Origin of the sequence: Pseudomonas monteilii NBRC 103158 = DSM 14164 (assembly GCF_000730605.1) — a bacterium.
GTDB lineage: Bacteria > Pseudomonadota > Gammaproteobacteria > Pseudomonadales > Pseudomonadaceae > Aquipseudomonas > Aquipseudomonas monteilii.
In genome coordinates, this window is the sequence record NZ_BBIS01000033.1 from 40,509 (window position 1) to 60,166 (window position 19,658).

Below are 19,658 nucleotides of genomic sequence, written 5' to 3' on the forward strand. Positions count from 1 at the left end.
TGACCGTAAATTTATATCAAGCCTCCGATTACCCCGCACCTGGCAAAAATAACAGTGCGGCGCGGTTCAATGTGCGGTACTGAATATGACTAAGGGCGCCGAGGCGCCCTTTGTTGAAGCGGTTGAAGTTAAAGGAACACAAACTTGGCAATGAAAATCGCGCACAGCACCCACAGGCTGGCGGAGACTTCCTTGTATTTCCCGGTGCCCGCCTTCAACGCGACGTAGCTGATGAAACCCAGCGCAATACCATCGGCGACCGAGAAGGTCAGCGGCATCATGATCACCGTGACGATAGCCGGAATGCTGTCGGTGGCCTCATCCCAATGAATGTGCGCCATGCTGCCCATCATCAGCATCGCCACGTAGATCAGAGCACCGGCAGTTGCGTAGGCTGGGATCATCCCGGCCAGCGGGGCGAAGAACATCGCGGCGATGAACAGCAGGCCGACGACTACCGCAGTCAGGCCAGTACGGCCACCCGCCGCGACCCCCGCAGCACTTTCCACATAACTGGTGACCGGTGGCACACCCACCACTGCACCGAACACACTTGATGCACTGTCAGCCTTCAACGCCTTCGAAAGGTTCTCGATCCGCCCGTCCGGCGCCACCAGGTTGGCGCGCTGCGCCACGCCCATCAGCGTGCCGGCGGTGTCGAACATGTGCACGAACAGAAACGCCAGCACCACGCTGATCATGCTGACGTTGAACACGCCAGCCACATCCATCGCCATCCAGGTCGGTGCCAGGCTTGGCGGCATCGACATCACCCCGCCAAACTTGACCAGCCCCAGGCCCCAGCCCGCCAGGGTCACGCCAATGATGCTGATCAGGATCGCGCCAAACACCCGCTTGTAGCTGAGGATGGCAATCAGCAGGAAGCACACGGCTGCCAGCAGTGGCCCTGGCTCATGCAGCGAGCCCAGCTTGATCAGGGTAGCGGGGCTGTCGACGATGATGCCTGCTGTCTTCAGGCCGATCAGCCCGAGAAACAATCCGACGCCGGCCCCCATGGCATGGCGCAGGCTGACCGGAATGCTGTTCAGCAACCATTCGCGCACTTTCGACAAGGTCAGGAACATGAAGAGCACCCCCGAGACGAACACCGCCCCCAGCGCCGTTTCCCAGTTGTAGCCCATGGTGCCGACCACGGTGTAGGTAAAGAAGGCGTTAAGCCCCATGCCCGGGGCCAGGCCCACCGGCCAGTTGGCGTACAGGCCCATCAGCAGGCAGCCCAGCGCGGCGGCGATGCAGGTGGCGACGAAGGCGGCACCATGGTCGATGCCGGCGTCGGCCATGATGTTGGGGTTGACGAAGATGATGTAGGCCATGGTGATGAAGGTGGTCACCCCGGCGATCATTTCGGTTTTGACGGTGGTGCCGTGTTGCTTGAGTTTGAAAATCCGCTCCAGCCAGCTCGTTTCGAGCGGTGGGGCGAGATCCAGCGTAGGGGCTTCGGATTTGCGGCTTTCCACAGCGAGTACTCCTCAAGTCTTTCTTGTTGTTATGGAGCCATTTTCCTGAGCAATGCACTTGGAGGCTCCGCGAGGGAAGGCAGACGTCTGACCATTTTGTTGACTCATGGGTCAAGAAGTTGCTCGGTGGATTATGCTTTTGTGTACAAAGAATGCAAATAATGTTTTATGTTTTGTGTGCGCAATGCGTCGTACAACGGCTATATAGCTAAAACGCCACCTGCGGAATCGCCTCAGCCTGTGTACAATGGCGCCATACTTTCTCTTCGTGCCTCGAGAGCCCATGAACGAACAGCTGCAACCTCTGAAAAAACCTGCACGTGTCGGCAAGGCCGGCCGCAGCGGTACCCAGGACGACATCGTCTACGCGCACATTTTCGAGGCGATCCTCGAGCAGCGCCTAGCGCCGGGCACCAAGTTGAGCGAGGAAGCGCTGGGCGAAATCTTTGGCGTCAGCCGCACCATCATCCGCCGCGCCCTGTCGCGCCTGGCCCACGAAAGCGTGGTGCTGCTGCGGCCGAACCGCGGTGCGGTGGTGGCCAGCCCGACGGTGGAAGAAGCGCGCCAGGTGTTCTTCTCGCGGCGCATGGTGGAGCGGGCCATTACCGAACTGGCCGTGCAGCACGCCACCCTGGACCAGCTCAACGAGCTGCGGCAGATGGTGCGTGAAGAGCGCGACAGCTTCTCGCGTGGCGACCGGGGGGCCGGCATTCGCCTGTCCGGCGAGTTCCACCTCAAGCTGGCCGAGGCAGCGGGCAATGCACCGCTGGTAAGCTTCCAGCGCAGCCTGGTGTCGCAGACTTCGCTGATCATCGCCCAGTACGAAAGCGGCAACCGCTCGCATTGCTCGTATGACGAGCACATGCAGCTGATCGATGCCATCGAGGCGCGTGATGCCGAACAGGCTGTGAGCCTGATGATGCACCACATGGACCACATCGACAGCAAGCTGAACCTGGACGAGGAGAGTGCCTCGGACGATCTGCATGCAGTGTTCTCGCACCTGCTGAAAAAGCCAAAGGTTTCGGCCAAGGGTTGATCGTTTGCCTGATTGATCGAGGGGCGCGAAGCGGCCCCAGTCATTTCTGGCCATTGACCAAAGGTCTGCTAAATTCTTGTGAGCAAACCTTCATCAAGCAGTTGGGCTTGCGCATTCGTTGCGTTCAACTTCTTGAGGAATGGATTCATGAGCATGTCCCTCGGTAAACGGATGGGGGCCGAACTGGTCGGCACCTTCTGGCTGGTCCTCGGCGGCTGTGGCAGTGCGGTACTCGCAGCCAGTTCCCCTGTCGGTATCGGCGTTCTCGGTGTTGCTTTCGCCTTCGGCCTCACTGTGCTGACCATGGCCTTCGCCATCGGTCATATCTCCGGCTGTCACCTCAACCCTGCCGTCTCGTTCGGGCTGGTTGTGGGTGGGCGTTTCCCGGCCAAAGAGCTGCTGCCCTACGTCATCGCACAAGTGATCGGCGCCATCCTGGCTGCAGGTGTGATCTATCTCATTGCCAGCGGCAAGGCCGGTTTCGAGCTGTCCTCGGGGCTGGCGTCCAATGGCTACGCCGACCACTCGCCTGGCGGCTACACGCTGGGGGCGGGCTTTATCAGTGAAGTGGTGATGACCGCGATGTTCCTGGTGGTGATCATGGGGGCGACCGACTCCCGGGCACCGGCAGGGTTCGCACCGATTGCCATCGGCCTGGCCCTCACCCTGATCCACCTGATTTCCATTCCCGTGACGAACACCTCGGTCAACCCCGCGCGCAGTACAGGGCCGGCCTTTTTCGTCGGTGGCTGGGCCCTGCAGCAGCTGTGGCTGTTCTGGGTAGCGCCGCTGATCGGGGCTGCAATCGGCGGCGCGCTGTACCGGGGCCTGGCGAAAGAACCTTAGCGCTGGTGCACGCAACGGCCTGCTGCGTAGGTTTCGCGCACAGTGCGGTCGTCGCCCAGGGTGGTGAGCACGAACAAGGTCTCTTCAATGCTGTTGGACTGTTGAATGCGGTAGTCCAGCAGCGGCGTTGCCTTGTAGTCCAGCACCACGAAGTCGGCATCGTTGCCCGGGCGCAGGCTGCCGATGCGGTCGTCCAGGCGCAGCGCACGGGCGCCGCCAAGGGTGGCCAGGTACAGTGACTTGTAAGGGTGCAGGCGCGCGCCTTGCAGCTGCATCACCTTGTACGCTTCGTTCAGGGTGTTGAGCAGCGAGAAGCTGGTGCCAGCGCCCACGTCGGTACCCAGGCCCACGTTGACCTTGAAGCGCTCAGCCTGGGGCAGGTTGAACAGACCGCTGCCCAGGAACAGGTTGGAGGTGGGGCAGAAGGCCACCGCCGAGCCGGTTTCGGCCAGGCGCTGGCATTCCTCATCGCACAGGTGTACGCCGTGGGCGAACACCGAGCGCTCGCCCAACAGCTCGAAGTGGTCGTAGACGTCCAGGTAACCCTTCTGCTCGGGGAACAGCGACTTCACCCAATCGATTTCCTTGAGGTTTTCCGACAGGTGCGTGTGCATATACACGCCTGGGTGCTCCTTCAGCAGTTGCCCAGCCAGGGTCAATTGCTCGGGCGTACTGGTCGGGGCAAAGCGTGGGGTGACCGCATAGTGCAGGCGACCCTTGCCGTGCCAACGCTCGATGAGTGCTTTGCTTTCGGTGTAGCCGGACTCTGCCGTGTCGGTCAGGTAGTCCGGGGCGTTGCGGTCCATCATCACCTTGCCGGCGATCAGGCGCAGGTCCAGGCGCTCGGCTTCTTCGAACAAGGCATTGACCGATTCCGGGTGCACGCTGCCGAACACCAGCGCGGTGGTGGTGCCGTTTCGCAGCAGTTCCTTAAGGAAAATCTTCGCCACCTGATCGGCGTGGTCCTTGTTGGCGAACTGCTTTTCGCAAGGGAAGGTGTAGGTGTTCAGCCAGTCCAGCAGCTGCTCGCCGTAAGAGCCGATCATGCCGGTTTGCGGGAAGTGGATATGGGTATCGATAAAGCCTGGGGTAATCAGTGCGTCCTGGTAGTGCTCAACCGGGATGCCGGCATCCAGGGTCGGCAGCAGCTCGCTGGCGTGGCCAAGGGCGCTGATGCGGCCATCGTCGACCACCAGCAGGCCGTCCTCGAAGTACTCATGGGAAGCCTCCAGGCCCACCTCGGCCGGGTCGGCGATGCTGTGCAGGATGGCGGCGCGATAGGCTTTGCGGGTAACGGTCATAACACACTCGTCAAATGGCTTGGCTGCGCCGGGAAGGCGGCAGCAACTGGGCAATGGGGCCGGCATTGGCGGCAGCGTCGTGCTGGCCGAAGCAGGCGTTGTAGGTGGCGATGATTTCACCGGCGATGGACACAGCGATCTCGATAGGCAGCTTGCCCTTTACATCGGGCAGGCCCATCGGGCAGCGCATGCGGGCCAGCGCGGCATCGTCGTAGCCGCGTTCGCGCAGGCGATGCTCAAACTTGACCCGCTTGGTCTTCGAGCCGATCAGGCCGAACCAGGTGAAGTCATTACGCTTGAGAATGGCGGCGGTCAGTTCCAGGTCGAGCTGATGGTTGTGGGTCATGACGATGCAGTAGCAGCCTGGTGGCAGGTCTGCGACTTCGTCGACCGGTTCTTCACTGACGACCTTGGTCACCCCGTTGGGGATGAGTTCGGGGAATTCCTGTTCGCGCGAGTCGATCCAGCGCACCCGGCAGGGCAGCGCGGCGAGCAAGGGTACCAGAGCACGGCCGACATGGCCCGCGCCGAACACGGCGATGTGCGCTTGCACCGCAGCCATGGGCTCGAACAACAGCACGGTAGCGCCGCCGCAGCACTGGCCCAGGCTGGCCCCGAGGCTGAAGCGCTCCAGGTGTGGGGCGGTGCGCTGTTCTTCGAGCATTTGCCGGGCGATGTGCAGGGCCTTGTATTCCAGGTGGCCACCACCGATGGTGTCGAACAGGCCATTGGCGCTGACGACCATTTTCGAGCCGGCGTTACGCGGGGTGGAGCCGCGTTCTTCGATGATGGTCACCAGTACGCAGGCTTCGCCACGGGACTGGTGGTCGGCGAGGGCGTTGATCCATTGGTGCATGATGCAACCTCTCTATGTTGCGCCGCAGGCTCTGTGGGAGCGGGCGTGCCCGCTCCCACAGGGTTCCTCGCTGTCAGTGGGTGACGGTTTCCAGTTCCGGTTTGGCAGGTTGCGCCGCCGCCACCGCCTTGCGCATCTGCTCACACCCCCACAACACCCGCTCCGGTGTGGCTGGCGCGTCGATGTTCGGCTGCACGCGGTAATCGGCCAGGCTGGCCACGGCATCCTTGATGGCGCACCAGGCAGCAATACCAAGCATGAACGGCGGCTCGCCCACGGCCTTTGAATGGAACACGGTGTCTTCCGGGTTCTTGCGGTTCTCCACCAGCTTCACCCGCAAGTCCAGCGGCATGTCGGCCACCGCCGGGATCTTGTAACTGGCCGGGCCATTGGTCATCAGCTTGCCCTTGGCGTTCCACACCAGTTCTTCGGTGGTCAGCCAGCCCATGCCCTGGATGAAGCCGCCTTCCACCTGGCCGATGTCGATGGCCGGGTTCAGCGAGTCGCCTACGTCGTGCAGGATGTCGGCGCGCAGCATCTTGTATTCGCCGGTCAGGGTATCGACGATCACTTCCACGCAGGCGGCGCCGAAAGCGAAGTAGTAGAACGGCCGGCCGCGCGCCTGGCTGCGGTCGTAGAAGATCTTCGGCGTGCGGTAGAAACCGGTGCTGGACAGCGACACCTGGGCGAAGTACGCCTGCTGCACCAGTTGCTCGAAGCTGACGATCTGGTCGCGTACACGCACATGGCCATTGCGGAACTCGACGTCCTCCTCGGTCACGTTGTAATGCCGCGCCGCGAACTCTGTCAGGCGCTTCTTCAGTATTTCGGCAGCGTTCTGCGCCGCCTTGCCGTTCAGGTCGGCGCCACTGGAGGCTGCGGTCGGCGAGGTGTTGGGCACCTTGTCGGTGTTGGTGGCGGTGATCTGGATGCGGCTGAAATCTACCTGGAAGATCTGCGCCACCACCTGCGCGACCTTGGTGTTCAAGCCCTGGCCCATCTCGGTGCCACCGTGGTTCAGGTGAATGCTGCCGTCGGTATAGATGTGGATCAGCGCCCCGGCCTGGTTGAGGAAGGTGGCAGTGAACGAGATGCCGAACTTGACCGGCGTCAGCGCCAGGCCCTTCTTCAGTACCGGGCTGTTGGCGTTGAAGCGACGGATCGACTCGCGGCGCTCGGCGTAGTCGCTGCTGGCTTCCAGGTCGGCAGTCATATCATCGAGCATGTTGTGCTCGACGGTCTGGTAGTAGTGGGTAACGTTGCGCTCGGTTTTGCCGTAGTAGTTGGCCTTGCGCACCGCCAGCGGGTCGCGGCCCAGGTGGCGGGCGATGTGGTCCATCACCTGTTCGATGGCAACCATGCCCTGTGGGCCGCCAAAGCCACGGTAGGCGGTGTTGGAGGCCGTGTTGGTCTTGCAGCGGTGACCATGCACGGTGGCATCGCCCAGGTAGTAGGCGTTGTCGGAGTGGAACATGGCGCGGTCGACGATCGAACCGGACAGGTCGGGCGAGTAACCGCAGTTGCCGGCCAGGTCGAAGTTGATGCCGTGCAGGCGACCGTTGTCGTCAAAGCCCACGTCATATTCGACATAGAACGGGTGGCGCTTGCCGGTCATGGTCATGTCTTCGACACGCGGCAGGCGCATCTTGGTGGGCTGGCCGGTCAGGCGGGCCACTACCGCGCACAGGCACGCCGGGCTGGCAGCCTGGGTTTCCTTGCCGCCAAAACCGCCACCCATGCGGCGCATGTCCAGCACCACCTTGTTCATCGGCACGTCGAGCACTTCGGCCACCAGCTTCTGCACTTCGGTGGGGTTCTGCGTGGAGCAGTAGACGATCATGCCGCCATCCTCGGTGGGCATCACCGAGGAAATCTGCGTTTCCAGGTAGAAGTGTTCCTGGCCACCGATGTGCAGGGTGCCCTGAATGCGGTGTGGGGCGCTGGCCAGCGCGGCGGCGGAATCGCCGCGTTGGTGGGTGTGGCTGTCGAGCACGAAGTGCTTCTTGCGCAGTGCATCGACCACGTCCAGCACCGGCTCCAGGTCTTCATATTCGACAATGGCGGCCATGGCTGCGCGGCGCGCGGTTTCCAGGTCGCGGGCTGCGACGGCGAGTACCGGCTGGCCGAAGAACTCGACCTTGTCGATGGCCAGCAGCGGGTCGCCGGCCACCACAGGGCCGATGTCTTTCAGGCCGGGGATGTCTTCGTGGGTGATGGCGATACGCACGCCTTCGAAGGCATAGCACGGCGTGGTGTCGATGCGCAGGATACGCGCATGGGCACGGTCGGCGGTACGCGCATAGACGTGCAACTGGTTGGGGAATTCCAGGCGGTCGTCGATGTACAGCGCCTCCCCGGACACATGCTTGTCGGCGCTGTCGTGCTTGACGCTGCGGCCGACCCCGGTGGTCAGGTCCTGGCTGAACAGCTCGGCCATCTCGGCCTGGCTTTTGGCTACGTGATGGTTAGACATAAGCGGTCACCCGGGTTTCGATGTGCGGCGTTTGTTGTTCGATGAAGTACTTGCGCAGCAGGTTCTGCGCGGTCAGCAGGCGGTATTCCTTGCTGGCGCGGAAGTCGCTGAGCGGGGTGAAGTCCTCGGCCAGGGCCTGGCAGGCGCGCTCGATGGCAGCCTGGTCCCACGGTTTGCCACGCAGCGCCGCTTCGCAGGCGCGGGCGCGTTTGGGGATGGCCGCCATGCCGCCGAAGGCGATGCGCACACCACTGACCACGCCGTCTTCGATGCTCAGGTTGAACGCGCCGCACACGGCGGAGATGTCATCGTCCAGGCGTTTGGACACCTTGTAGGCGCGGAACGCCCAGTCGCAGGTGGCACGCGGCACGATGATCTTCTCGATGAACTCGCTGTCCTGGCGGGCGGTAATGCGGTAGTCGATGAAGTAGTCTTCCAGTGGCATTACCCGCTGACGCTCGCCTTGGCGCAGGACGACCTGCGCATCCAGGGCGATCAGCAGGGGTGGCGAGTCGCCGATCGGCGAGGCGTTGCCGATATTGCCTCCGAGGGTGCCCTGATTGCGGATCTGCAGCGAGGCAAACCGGTGCAGCAAGGCACCGAAGTCTGGGTACTCCTCGTTCAGCGCGCCGTAGCAGTCGGTGAGGGGTGTGGCGGCGCCGATTTCCAGGTGGCTGGCGGTTTTCTCGATGCGCTTGAGCTCGGCCACGTGGCCGACGTAGATCATCACCGGCAGTGTCTTGTGGAACTGGGTCACTTCAAGCGCCAGGTCGGTACCGCCGGCCAGCAGGCGGGCTTCGGGGTGCGAGCTGTAAAGGTCGGCCAGGTCGGCCACCGTCAGCGGCACCAGGCAGCGTTTGTCGCCGCTGTTCAGTTCGCCGGTCTGGGTGGGTGCAATGGCCTTGAGGCGGCTGATGGTTTGCGCCTGCTGGGCATCGAACTGGTCGCGGCAGGGCTGGCGGCAGCTCTGCTCGGCAGCGTCGAGAATCGGCCGATAGCCGGTGCAGCGGCACAGGTTGCCAGCCAGGGCTTCCTGGGCCTGATGCAGGTCGGGGCCGCTGCTGTTCTTTTGCAGGGCGAACAGCGACATCACGAAACCGGGGGTGCAGAAGCCGCATTGCGAACCATGGCAATCGGCCATGGCTTGCTGCACGCTGTGCAGTTGGCCCTGATGCTTGAGGCCTTCAACGCTGATCAATTGCTTGCCGTGCAGCGACGAGACAAACGTCAGGCACGAGTTGAGGCTGCGATACCGCAGGCTGTCGTTGCCCTGGTCGTCCTGGGTCAGTTCGCCGACCACCACGGTGCAGGCGCCGCAGTCACCACTGGCGCAGCCCTCCTTGGTGCCGGGTTTGCCCAAGTGCTCGCGCAGGTACTGCAGCACCGTCATGTTCGGGTCCAGGGCGTGCTCGCTGCGCAACTCCTGGTTGACGAGAAACTGGATCACGGGGATGGCCTCGCAATGGTTTTATTGTTGTTGGGCGGACTCTAAGCAAGACCTGTCTAGCAGGTCAATATTTTTCTGACCCAAAGGTCAAGAAATTGCGTATGTCTACGCCCGGCCGAACACATTGCCTATGGAACAAGCATAGATCGCGCCGGGCGCGCGGCTGTCTGGCAGGTCAAATAAACCGCCTGGCCCCTCTGCGCGATTACCGCCCAAGTACGCTACAATCCGCCCCTTGTGCCCAGTTCAATGATTTTGAAGGAAAACCATGACGTTCAAGGCCCCGGACAGCCTCTCCGAGCAGATTGCCGATTACTTGGCCGAACGCATCATCCGCGGCGAGCTGGCGCCAGGCGAGCGTATCCAGGAGCAGAAGGTTACCCAGGCGCTCAACGTCAGCCGTGGCTCGGTGCGTGAAGCACTGCTGATCCTCGAGCGCCGCCACCTGGTGGCGATTTTGCCGCGCCGAGGTGCCCATGTAACCAAGCTGGACGAGCGCAGCGTGCGCAGCCTGTGTTCGTTGATGGGCGAGTTCTACATCCTGCTGGGCAACGCGGTTGCGCAAAAATGGCGCACCGAAGCCGACCTGCGCCCGTTTCTGGAGATCCAGCAGCGCCTGCAGCGTGCCCATGACCAGCTCGACATCAAGGCCTTCGTCGCCGACAGCTTTGCGGTCATGCGTGCGGCTTATCCGTTCGCCGACAACCCGTTCCTGCAGGAAACCGTGGAAAACCTCCAGCCAGCCATGAGCCGTGCCTACTACCTGTCGCTGGACCAGCGCCAGGCCAACATGATCGACTACCTCGACTTGTTCGCCCGCCTGCTCGAAGCCGTGGTCGCCCGCGACCTGCCGCGCATTCGCGAGGTGCTCACCGCCTACGGCCAGCGCAGCTGCGAACTGGTGCTGGCGGCGCTGGCCCGAGGCTGACCGATGCGCCTGAAGTGCATTCGCCTGGCCGGGTTCAAGTCGTTCGTCGACCCGACCACGGTCAACTTCCCCAGCAACATGGCGGCTGTCGTCGGCCCCAACGGCTGCGGCAAGTCCAACATCATCGACGCAGTGCGCTGGGTGATGGGCGAGAGTTCGGCGAAGAACCTGCGTGGCGAGTCGATGACCGACGTCATCTTCAACGGCTCCAGTGGCCGCAAACCGGTCAGCCAGGCCAGCATCGAACTGGTGTTCGACAACAGCGAAACCACCCTGGTCGGCGAGTACGCCGCCTACGCCGAGATTTCGATCCGCCGCAAGGTCACCCGCGACGGGCAGAACAGCTATTACCTCAACGGCACCAAGTGCCGCCGGCGCGACATTACCGATATCTTCCTGGGTACTGGCCTGGGGCCGCGCAGCTACTCGATCATTGAGCAGGGCATGATCTCCAAGCTGATCGAGGCCAAGCCCGAGGAGCTGCGCAACTTCATCGAGGAAGCCGCCGGCATTTCCAAGTACAAGGAACGCCGCCGCGAAACCGAAAACCGCATCCGCCGCACCCAGGAAAACCTGGCCCGGCTGACCGACCTGCGCGAAGAGCTGGAACGCCAGCTGGAACGCCTGCACCGCCAGGCCCAGGCAGCTGAGAAGTACCGTGAGTACAAGGCCCAGGAGCGCCAGATGAAGGCGCGTCTGTCGGCCTTGCGCTGGCGCGACCTGGATGAGCGAGTGCGTCAGCGTGAGTCGGTGATCGGCGACCAGGACGTGTCCCATGAGGCGCTGGTGGCCGAGCAGCGCAACGCCGATGCCAGCATCGAGCGCCTGCGCGACGGTCATCACGAATTGTCCGAGCGCTTCAACCTGGTGCAGGGCCGCTTCTATTCGGTGGCCGGTGATATCGCCCGGGTCGAGCAGAGTATCCAGCACGGCCAGCAGCGCTTGCGCCAACTGCAGGACGACTTCAAGGAAGCCGAGCGCACGCGCCTGGAGACTGAGTCGCACCTGGGCCATGACCGTACTTTGCTGGCCACCTTGAGCGAAGAGCTGGCCATGCTGGAGCCCGAGCAGGAAATGACCCTTGCCTCCGCCGAAGAGGCTGCTGCCGCTCTTGAAGAGGCCGAGCTGGGCATGCACGGTTGGCAGGAGCAGTGGGACAGCTTCAACAGCCGCTCCGCCGAGCCGCGCCGCCAGGCCGAGGTGCAGCAGGCGCGCCTGCAGCAGCTGGAAGCCAGCCTGGAGCGTCTGGCCGAACGCCAGCGCAAGCTGGGCGAGGAGCGTCAGCAACTGGGTAGCGACCCGCAGGATGCCGCTATGCTTGAACTGGCTGAGCAGTTGGCCAGCAGCGAAATACTGCTGGAAGAACTGCAACTGTCCGAAGAGCAGGTGGTCGAGCGCCTTGAAGGCGTGCGCGAGCAGTTGCAACAGGCCACCCAGGCACAACAACAGGCGCAGGGTGACCTGCAGCGCCTGGGCGGCCGGTTGGCTTCGCTGGAGGCTTTGCAGCAGGCCGCGCTGGAGCCGGGTGCAGGTGCTGCTGACTGGCTGCAAAGCCAAAGCCTGGAGCAGCAGCCGCGCCTTGCAGAAGGCCTGCGGGTGGAACCGGGTTGGGAGCTGGCTGTGGAAACGGTGCTTGGCGCCGATCTGCAAGCCGTACTGGTGGACGACTTCGGCAAGCTCGATTTTGCCGGCCTGGAGCAGGGCGAGTTGCGCTTGCTTCTGGCCAGCGCCGACAACGCATCCTTGCCCGGCAGCCTGCTGGAAAAAGTTGAAGGCCCTATCGAACTGGCGCCTTGGCTTGGCCAGGTCAAACCGGTAGAAAACCTGGCCGAGGCGCTGGCCCGGCGCGCAGCCCTTGCTGAAGGGCAAAGCCTGGTCAGTCGTGATGGCTATTGGGTTGGCCGGCATTTCCTGCGGGTTCGTCGTGGTGGTGAGGCCGAAGGCGGGGTTTTGGCACGCGGTCAGGAAATCGAACGGTTAGGTCAGGAGCAGCTGGAGCAGGAGGCGGCGCTGGAGCACCTGGAACAGCAACTGCAAACCCTGCGCGAGCAGCAGCTGGGCCTGGAAGAGCAGCGCGAACAGCTGCGCCGCCGCAGCCAGGAAGAAAACCGCCTGCATGGCGAACTCAATGCCAGCCTGTCGGCCAGCCGTGCCCGCGCCGAGCAGGTCGAATTGCGCCGCCGGCGCCTGCAGGAAGAATTGGCTGAGCTGGAAGAGCAGCGTGCCCTGGAGCATGAGCAGCTGGGCGAATCACGCCTGCTGCTGCAAGAAGCCCTGGAGCTGATGGCCCAGGACACCGAGCAACGTGAACAGTTGATGGCGCGCCGCGACACGCTGCGTGAAGGCCTCGATCGGGTGCGCCAGGAAGCCCGTCAGCACAAGGACCACGCCCACCAGCTGGCCGTGCGCCTGGGGTCGCTGCGCGCCCAGCACGATTCCACTCGTCAGGCTCTGGAACGCCTGGAGCAGCAGGCCGCGCGCCTGACCGAGCGCCAGGAACAACTGAGCCTGAACCTGGAGGAGGGTGAGGCCCCGCAGGAAGAGCTGCGCCTGAAGCTGGAGGAGCTGCTGGAGCGGCGCATGAGCGTCGACGAGGAAATGCGCAAGGCCCGCCTGCACATGGACGAAGCCGACCGCGAACTGCGCGATGCCGAAAAACGCCGCACCCAGGCCGAGCAGCAAGCGCTGGTGTTGCGCGGCCAACTGGAACAGTTGCGCCTAGAATGCCAAGGTTTGGATGTGCGGCGCAAAACCTTGCAGGAGCAGCTGCTGGCCGATGGCTATGACCTGCAAGGTGTGCTCGCCACCCTTGAGGCCGACGCCAGCGAGCAGGGTACCGAGCAGGAGCTGGAGCAGCTTGAAGCACGCATCCAGCGCTTGGGTGCGATCAACCTGGCGGCCATCGAAGAATACGAGCAGCAGTCCGAGCGCAAGCGCTACCTGGACGCGCAAGACGCCGACCTGGTCGAAGCCCTGGAGACCCTGGAAAACGTCATCCGCAAGATCGACAAGGAAACCCGCAACCGCTTCAAGGATACCTTTGATCAGATAAATGCCGGATTACAGGCACTTTTCCCAAAAGTTTTCGGGGGCGGCAGCGCTTATCTGGAACTGACGGGCGAAGATCTACTCGATACAGGGGTGACGATCATGGCACGGCCACCGGGTAAGAAGAACAGCACCATCCATCTGCTGTCCGGCGGCGAGAAGGCACTGACCGCTTTGGCGCTGGTGTTTGCCATTTTCAAGTTGAACCCCGCACCGTTCTGCATGCTCGACGAAGTCGACGCGCCGCTGGACGATGCCAACGTCGGGCGCTACGCCCGTCTGGTCAAGGAAATGAGTGAAAGCGTGCAGTTCATCTACATCACCCATAACAAGATTGCCATGGAGATGGCGGATCAATTGATGGGGGTAACCATGCATGAACCCGGGTGTTCACGCCTTGTTGCAGTTGATGTGGAGGCAGCCATGGCCATGGTCGATGCGTGATGCGCGACGATGGGGGCACATTCTGTAGCGAAATGCCCCCGCCATGTGCGACAGACGGTGTAAAGTTGTCTTTGGTCGTGCTAGCTTAATGTCACTCGTTTTTTGCGTGGGTAAAACGCCTGTCAGAACATAGAGTTGGCGCCACGTGTTAAAGGGCTTTGAACCCTTTGTTTTCAAGCATATTTTTATAGAGGCACGGGATTACATGGAAATCGGTCTGCGCGAGTGGCTGATCGTCATCGGCATCATTGTCATTGCCGGGATTCTTTTCGACGGCTGGCGCCGCATGCGCGGCGGCAAAGGCAAATTGAAATTCCGTCTGGATCGCAGTTATTCCAACCTGCCGGACGAAGACGGCGGCAGTGCCGAAGTGCTCGGCCCGTCGCGGGTGCTGGATACCCACAAGGAGCCTGAGCTGGACGAAAGCGACCTGCCGTCGCTCAGCGCTTCTGCGCGTGATCGTGAGCGCGAGCCCAAGCCGGTCAAGGCCGGCAAGCGCGGCAAGCGTGCGGCCGCCGACGTACAGCAGGGCGACCTGAACCTCAGCGCCGAGCCGCGTGAGCCGGACCTGTTTGCCGAAAGCGACGACGACTTCGCCGCCGACAACACCCGCAATAGCGGTGCGGCCCCTGCCAGCAGCAGCGTGAAGGAGCTGCCGCCGGCCGAGGAAGTGCTGGTTATCAGCGTGATCTCCCGCGACGAGGGCGGCTTCAAGGGCCCGGCACTGCTGCAGAATATTCTGGAAAGCGGCTTGCGCTTCGGCGAAATGGACATCTTCCACCGCCACGAGAGCATGGCCGGCCACGGCGAAGTGCTGTTCTCCATGGCCAACGCGGTCAAGCCTGGCGTGTTCGACCTGGACGACATCGACCACTTCAGCACCCGTGCCGTCAGCTTCTTCCTCGGCTTGCCGGGCCCGCGCCATCCGAAGCAAGCCTTCGACGTGATGGTGGCTGCGGCACGCAAGCTGGCCCACGAACTGAACGGTGAGCTCAAGGACGATCAGCGCAGCGTGCTGACCGCCCAGACGATCGAGCACTACCGCCAGCGTATCGTCGAGTTCGAGCGCCGCGCGCTGACCCAGAAGCGCTGATGTGCCCAAGTGGGCAGACCTCTGTCCACCCTGTTTCAAGCGCAAGAGCAGCCAAGGGCTGCTCTTTTGCTATGCAAGAGAACCTGAAAATGACCGCCGAAACCCGTATCCACGAACTGCGTGCCGAGCTCGACCAGCACAACTACCGCTACTACGTGCTCGATGAGCCCAGCGTGCCGGATGCCGAATACGACCGCCTGTTCAACGAGCTGAAGGCGCTTGAAGCCGAGCACCCGCACCTTGTCACACCCGACTCGCCCACCCAGCGTGTCGGCGGCGCTGCCCTGGCCGCCTTTAGCCAGGTGCGCCATGAAGTCCCGATGCTCAGCCTGGGTAACGCTTTCGAGGAAACCGACCTGCGTGAGTTCGGTCGCCGCGTTGTAGAAGGCCTCGATCAGCCCGGCGCGGTCGACTACAGCTGTGAACCCAAGCTCGACGGCCTGGCCGTGAGCCTGCTGTACCGCGATGGCCAGCTGGTGCAGGGCGCTACCCGTGGCGATGGCACCACCGGCGAAGACATCAGCGCCAACGTGCGCACGGTGCGCAACATCCCGCTCAAGCTACAGGGTGAGGGCTGGCCGGCGGTGCTGGAGGTGCGCGGCGAGGTGTACATGAGCAAGGCCGGTTTCGACCGGCTCAATGCAGCCCAGGCCGAAGCCGGTGGCAAGACGTTCGCCAACCCACGCAACGCCGCCGCCGGTAGCCTGCGCCAGCTGGATTCGAAAATCACCGCCAGCCGCCCGCTGGAGTTCTGCTGCTATGGCGTTGGTCAGGTGTCTGAAAGCATCGGCGACAGCCATATAGGCATCCTTGAACAGCTCAAAGCCTGGGGGATGCCGATCAGTCGCGAGCTCAAGCATGCGGCAGGCATCGAAGAATGCCTGGCCTACTACCGCGACATCGGCGAGCGACGTAACAGCCTGCCGTATGAAATCGATGGTGTCGTGTTCAAGGTCAACAGCCTGGCCGCCCAGCGCGAGTTGGGCTTCCGTGCGCGTGAGCCACGCTGGGCGATTGCCCACAAGTTCCCGGCCATGGAAGAGCTGACCGAGGTGCTGGACGTCGAATTCCAGGTTGGCCGCACGGGGGCGGTAACGCCTGTAGCGCGCCTGAAGCCGGTCAAGGTTGCGGGTGTGACCGTGTCCAATGCCACCTTGCACAACATGGACGAAATCGCCCGCCTGGGCCTGCGCATCGGTGACACGGTAATCATCCGCCGTGCCGGTGACGTTATCCCGCAGGTGATGCAGGTGGTGCTGGAGCGTCGCCCGGAAGATGCCCGCCCGGTCGAGGTGCCGAGCGCGTGCCCGGTGTGTGGCTCGCAGGTCGAGCGTACTCAATTGGTCAAACGCAGCAAGGGCAAGGAAACCACCAGCGAAGGCGCGGTGTACCGCTGCGTTGGCCGCCTGGCCTGTGGCGCCCAGCTCAAGCAGGCGATCATTCACTACGTGTCGCGCCGTGCCATGGACATCGATGGGCTTGGTGAGAAGAGTGTCGAGCAACTGGTGGACGAAGGCCTGATCGGCTCGCCGGCAGACTTGTACAAGCTGGAATTTGACCAGATCGTTGGCCTGGAAGGTTTCGCCGAAGTGTCCAGCAAGAAGCTGCTGGATGCCATCGAGGCCAGTAAGCGCCCGGCCTTGGCGCGCTTCATCTACGCTTTGGGCATTCCGGATGTAGGCGAAGAGACTGCCAAGGTGCTGGCCCGCTCGCTGGGCAGCCTGGCGCGCGTGCAGCAGGCATTGCCGCAGGTGCTCACCTACCTGCCGGACATCGGCCTGGAGGTTGCCCACGAGATCCACAACTTCTTTGAAGACGAGCACAACCGCAAGGTCATCAAGCAACTGCTCGATAGCGGCATGCAACTGCAGGACGAGGGCGAACTGGCTGCCGAATTCGCCGCCAGCACCACCCTCGCCGGCATGATTGCCAAGCTCGACATTGCCTCGGTCGGCCCGACCGGGGCCGAGAAGCTGGTGGCCAAGCTCGACACCCTGGAAAAGATCATCGCCGCCGACGGCATCGACCTGCGCCAGGCCCTTGCGGCCAAGCAGGCGGATGCCGTGCGTGAGTTCTTCAAGGATGAAGCGAACCAGAAGCTGGCGCGGGACATCGAAGCGCAGTTACTGGCGTTCGGCATGCACTGGACCAGCGAGAAAAAAGTGGCCGAAGGTTTGCCGCTGGTAGGTCAGACCTGGGTGCTCACCGGTACCCTGGAGCGCATGAGCCGCGACATCGCCAAGGACAAGCTGGAAAGCCTGGGGGCCAAGGTGGCGGGTTCGGTGTCTGGCAAGACCCACTGCGTGGTGGCCGGGCCAGGGGCGGGGTCCAAGCTGGCCAAGGCTGCCGAGCTGGGGGTGAAGGTGCTGGACGAAGATGCCTTTGTCACCTTCCTGGCCGGGCAGGGGGTCACGGTTTAAAGGCCGGCGTGCGTTTCTTGTGGGGGCGGGTTTACCCGCGAAAAGGAGGGGGCTGCCACGTCAGCCCTGACAAGTCATTGAGAAATGATGACTTTTTCTCCCGCTAGAGGTTGTATCTGCCCCCAAGACCGGTACAATGGCGCCACTCGCTGCTCAGCGAGGCATGTAGTGGTGGCCCCATCGGTCCCCCCGCATTGATTACCCGTTAACCTGGTCAGGCCCGGAAGGGAGCAGCCATAGCGGGAACATCGAGTGCCGGGGTGTGGCTGGTGGGGCCGCCTCCATTTCCGGGGTCGGAAAACCTCAAACTGCGGCGAACGCCTTCTTACTTTCCTGCTTGTCGTTCAGTGCCCCTGCCGCAGAGAGCTTCATCAGCCTTTGGAATTTCGGGCATGCCAAATGATCTTCTTCCGGACATTGCGCTGCGTGCCGCAAGCCCTTGCTCATCGCCTGTAACCGCTTGATCCGCGCATCCAGCTCGTCCGCCTTGGCCATCAGCATCTGCCGGTTCACCTGCAAGTCCACCAGCATCGCCCCCACTTCATCCAGCGAAAACCCCGCAGCCTGCCCCAGGGCGATCAGCGCCAGCCGGTCCGCCACATCGGCTGCAAACTGCCGCCGTTGGCCGTGCCCGGCGAGTGACTTGAGCAAACCTTTCTTCTCGTAGTAACGCAGTGTCGAGGCGGGTACGCCTGTGCGTTTGGCGACGTCGGCAATGTCCATTTAGGGCCCTTGACTTGAAGTTGACTTCAACTTCTATGCTGCGCGTCATGGTGATGACCGTCAATCTTCGAGGGCTTGTTCTATGACGATTACTGCGATGTTTTCAGCTGCATTGCCGATTGGCATGGGTGCCACGGTGGTGATGGACGTGTGGGGGCTGCTGCTGCGGCGCTTGGGTGTTGCCACGCTTGATTTCGCCATGATTGGGCGTTGGGCGGGGCATTTGCTTAACGGTCGTGTACTGCATCAGGCGATTGCCAAAGCCGAACCCGTGCGATATGAGTTAGCGTGGGGGTGGGTGATTCATTACGCCATCGGTGTGCTGTTCGCAATGCTGCTGGTTGTGATCGTAGGGGAGGGCTGGTTGCTGTCGCCTACTTTGTTGCCTGCAGCAGTTGTTGGCGTGGGTACGGTCGTGGCACCGTTGTGCTTCATGCAGCCGGCGATGGGCGCGGGATTCTTTGCGTCCAGGACGCCGAAGCCTGTGCGAAACTGTCTTAAGAGCCTGGCCACGCATCTTGTGTTTGGCGTGGGGATGTTCTTGAGTGCGGGATTGCTGGCATCGGGCTGGCTTATCAAGTGACGGCGAATGCGCCTGGGTTAGTCGCTGACTATGTTCCACCCGTGGCAAGAGCGGTATCGCTGTCTTCCAATAGCGGTTGTAGTCAGATTGCCTGCTTGCTTGCTGACGCAGGTCAGGGGTGAGCTACAGTCATGGGGTCCGGATTGTCTATCCCCCCATACCGCTGCATTATTCGCTCGACCTCCCCCGATTGCTTCAGTCGCACCAGCGCCCGCAGCACTCCCTGGGTCGGTATCGCCGGGTCATTGCGCACCATGCACCCCAGGTCCTGTTCCTCCAGCACTGCCAAGCCCTGCAGTTGCTGTTCTGCCGGCAAGCCCTGGTTGAACCACTGCAAAGACAGTTGATTGCTCACTGCATGCCGGTACCGACCCGCATGCAGTTTCTGCAGCACCAGCAATTGGCTGCGGCTGTCTTCACGGCGCAACTGGCCCTGATCCAGCAGCGGCTGCAGGGTCGAGTAGGTGTAGCCCAGTACCGTGCCGATAGCCTGGGGTGGCAGTTGCTCCGGGGGCATTGGGGTGCTGTCGCCGACACGACCCACCAACACGTCACGCTGGTGTATCAGCGGGATACTCCAGACAAAATCCCCGGGGCGGTCATTGAACCACTGGGCGCTGACATAGCAGCGCACATCGATATCGCCGTTGTTCATGGCCTCCTGCAGGCGAAGGCGGGCCATGACGTGATACTGGGGGCGTACGCCCACTTCCTTGGCCAGCGCTTGTATCAGGTCATACACCAGGCCTTCCACCGGCTGGTTGCCTTCTATGCGTACTAGCGGCATGCTCCAGCTCTCTGCAACGGAGAAGCGCAGCACGGGCTGTTCAGCCAGGCTGTGCATGGGCCAGAGCAGTAGCAGGGCCAGCAAACTTCGCAAAGGCGTATCCTCCCTGAACAACGCGCCTGCCTCAAAGCTTAGACGACTCGCGCAGGGTGCAATTTTGCCCCCGCTCCGCTAGCATTAGCGCTCTTCCGC

At 62.6% G+C, this 19,658-nt stretch carries 14 protein-coding genes and 1 other RNA gene; 8 read left to right on the forward strand and 7 right to left on the reverse strand.

Translation table 11 applies throughout. The features are described 5' to 3' along the window. Positions 1-128: 128 nt before the first annotated feature. Complete coding sequence (locus tag PM2_RS17735) at positions 129-1,478, reverse strand: NCS2 family permease (RefSeq protein ID WP_028699369.1); 1,350 nt, start codon at positions 1,476-1,478, stop codon at positions 129-131. A 283-nt stretch (positions 1,479-1,761) separates the two neighbouring features. Between PM2_RS17735 and PM2_RS17740 the strand changes: the two genes are divergently transcribed. Continuing rightward, positions 1,762-2,517, forward strand: a complete 756-nt coding sequence (locus PM2_RS17740) for a GntR family transcriptional regulator (RefSeq protein WP_012273431.1) — start codon at positions 1,762-1,764, stop codon at positions 2,515-2,517. A gap of 147 nt (positions 2,518-2,664) precedes the next feature. Next, positions 2,665-3,363, forward strand: coding sequence for an aquaporin Z (gene aqpZ, locus PM2_RS17745; protein WP_028699370.1), 699 nt, complete (start codon positions 2,665-2,667; stop codon positions 3,361-3,363). On the opposite strand, the gene guaD is transcribed toward aqpZ, so the two are convergent. The 4 genes from guaD to xdhA form a co-directional block, all read right to left on the reverse strand. Then, positions 3,360-4,664 carry a guanine deaminase gene (guaD, locus tag PM2_RS17750; RefSeq protein ID WP_028699371.1) on the reverse strand — a complete coding sequence of 435 codons (1,305 nt, stop codon included), beginning with the start codon at positions 4,662-4,664 and terminating at the stop codon, positions 3,360-3,362. The two genes, aqpZ and guaD, sit on opposite strands and share 4 nt — an antisense overlap. Positions 4,665-4,674: 10 nt before the next feature. After that, a complete protein-coding gene (gene xdhC / locus PM2_RS17755; RefSeq protein WP_028699372.1) occupies positions 4,675-5,520 on the reverse strand; it encodes a xanthine dehydrogenase accessory protein XdhC in 846 nt (281 codons plus the stop codon). 73 nt (positions 5,521-5,593) lie between these two features. After that, complete coding sequence (gene xdhB, locus PM2_RS17760) at positions 5,594-7,993, reverse strand: xanthine dehydrogenase molybdopterin binding subunit (protein ID WP_028699373.1); 2,400 nt, start codon at positions 7,991-7,993, stop codon at positions 5,594-5,596. Further along, positions 7,986-9,440: a xanthine dehydrogenase small subunit gene (gene xdhA / locus PM2_RS17765; protein ID WP_016711720.1), complete on the reverse strand. Its 1,455-nt coding sequence runs from the start codon at positions 9,438-9,440 to the stop codon at positions 7,986-7,988. The genes xdhB and xdhA overlap by 8 nt, the downstream gene beginning before the upstream one ends. A 268-nt stretch (positions 9,441-9,708) precedes the next feature. Between xdhA and PM2_RS17770 the strand changes: the two genes are divergently transcribed. The 5 genes from PM2_RS17770 to ffs all read left to right on the forward strand — a co-directional run bounded on the left by PM2_RS17770 (position 9,709) and on the right by ffs (position 17,648). Continuing rightward, positions 9,709-10,368 carry a GntR family transcriptional regulator gene (locus PM2_RS17770; protein WP_016711719.1) on the forward strand — a complete coding sequence of 220 codons (660 nt, stop codon included), beginning with the start codon at positions 9,709-9,711 and terminating at the stop codon, positions 10,366-10,368. Positions 10,369-10,371: 3 nt separating this feature from the next. Then, the gene (gene smc / locus PM2_RS17775) at positions 10,372-13,860 is read left to right on the forward strand and encodes a chromosome segregation protein SMC (protein ID WP_028699374.1); all 3,489 of its coding nucleotides are present in this window, start codon (positions 10,372-10,374) and stop codon (positions 13,858-13,860) included. Between the two features lie 205 nt (positions 13,861-14,065). Next, on the forward strand, positions 14,066-14,953 hold the full coding sequence (zipA, locus tag PM2_RS17780) for a cell division protein ZipA (RefSeq protein ID WP_019099548.1): 888 nt from the start codon (positions 14,066-14,068) through the stop codon (positions 14,951-14,953). Positions 14,954-15,042: 89 nt separating this feature from the next. Further along, positions 15,043-17,373 (forward strand): NAD-dependent DNA ligase LigA, encoded by a 2,331-nt coding sequence (gene ligA / locus PM2_RS17785; RefSeq protein ID WP_028699375.1) that lies wholly within the window; start codon positions 15,043-15,045, stop codon positions 17,371-17,373. A gap of 178 nt (positions 17,374-17,551) precedes the next feature. After that, positions 17,552-17,648: signal recognition particle sRNA small type (ffs, locus tag PM2_RS30185), an RNA gene on the forward strand. Between the two features lie 28 nt (positions 17,649-17,676). On the opposite strand, the gene PM2_RS17790 is transcribed toward ffs, so the two are convergent. Then, entirely contained in the window at positions 17,677-18,096 is a 420-nt protein-coding gene (locus tag PM2_RS17790) for a helix-turn-helix domain-containing protein (RefSeq protein ID WP_016711715.1), read from the reverse strand. Positions 18,097-18,178: 82 nt separating this feature from the next. Here PM2_RS17790 and PM2_RS17795 point away from each other — a divergent pair, with 82 nt between their 5' ends. Further along, positions 18,179-18,679: a DUF2938 domain-containing protein gene (locus PM2_RS17795; RefSeq protein WP_028699376.1), complete on the forward strand. Its 501-nt coding sequence runs from the start codon at positions 18,179-18,181 to the stop codon at positions 18,677-18,679. Positions 18,680-18,791: 112 nt separating this feature from the next. Here the strand turns inward: PM2_RS17795 and PM2_RS17800 are convergent, their stop codons facing one another. Then, positions 18,792-19,559: a substrate-binding periplasmic protein gene (locus tag PM2_RS17800; RefSeq protein WP_028699377.1), complete on the reverse strand. Its 768-nt coding sequence runs from the start codon at positions 19,557-19,559 to the stop codon at positions 18,792-18,794. Between the last annotated feature and the right edge of the window lie 99 nt (positions 19,560-19,658).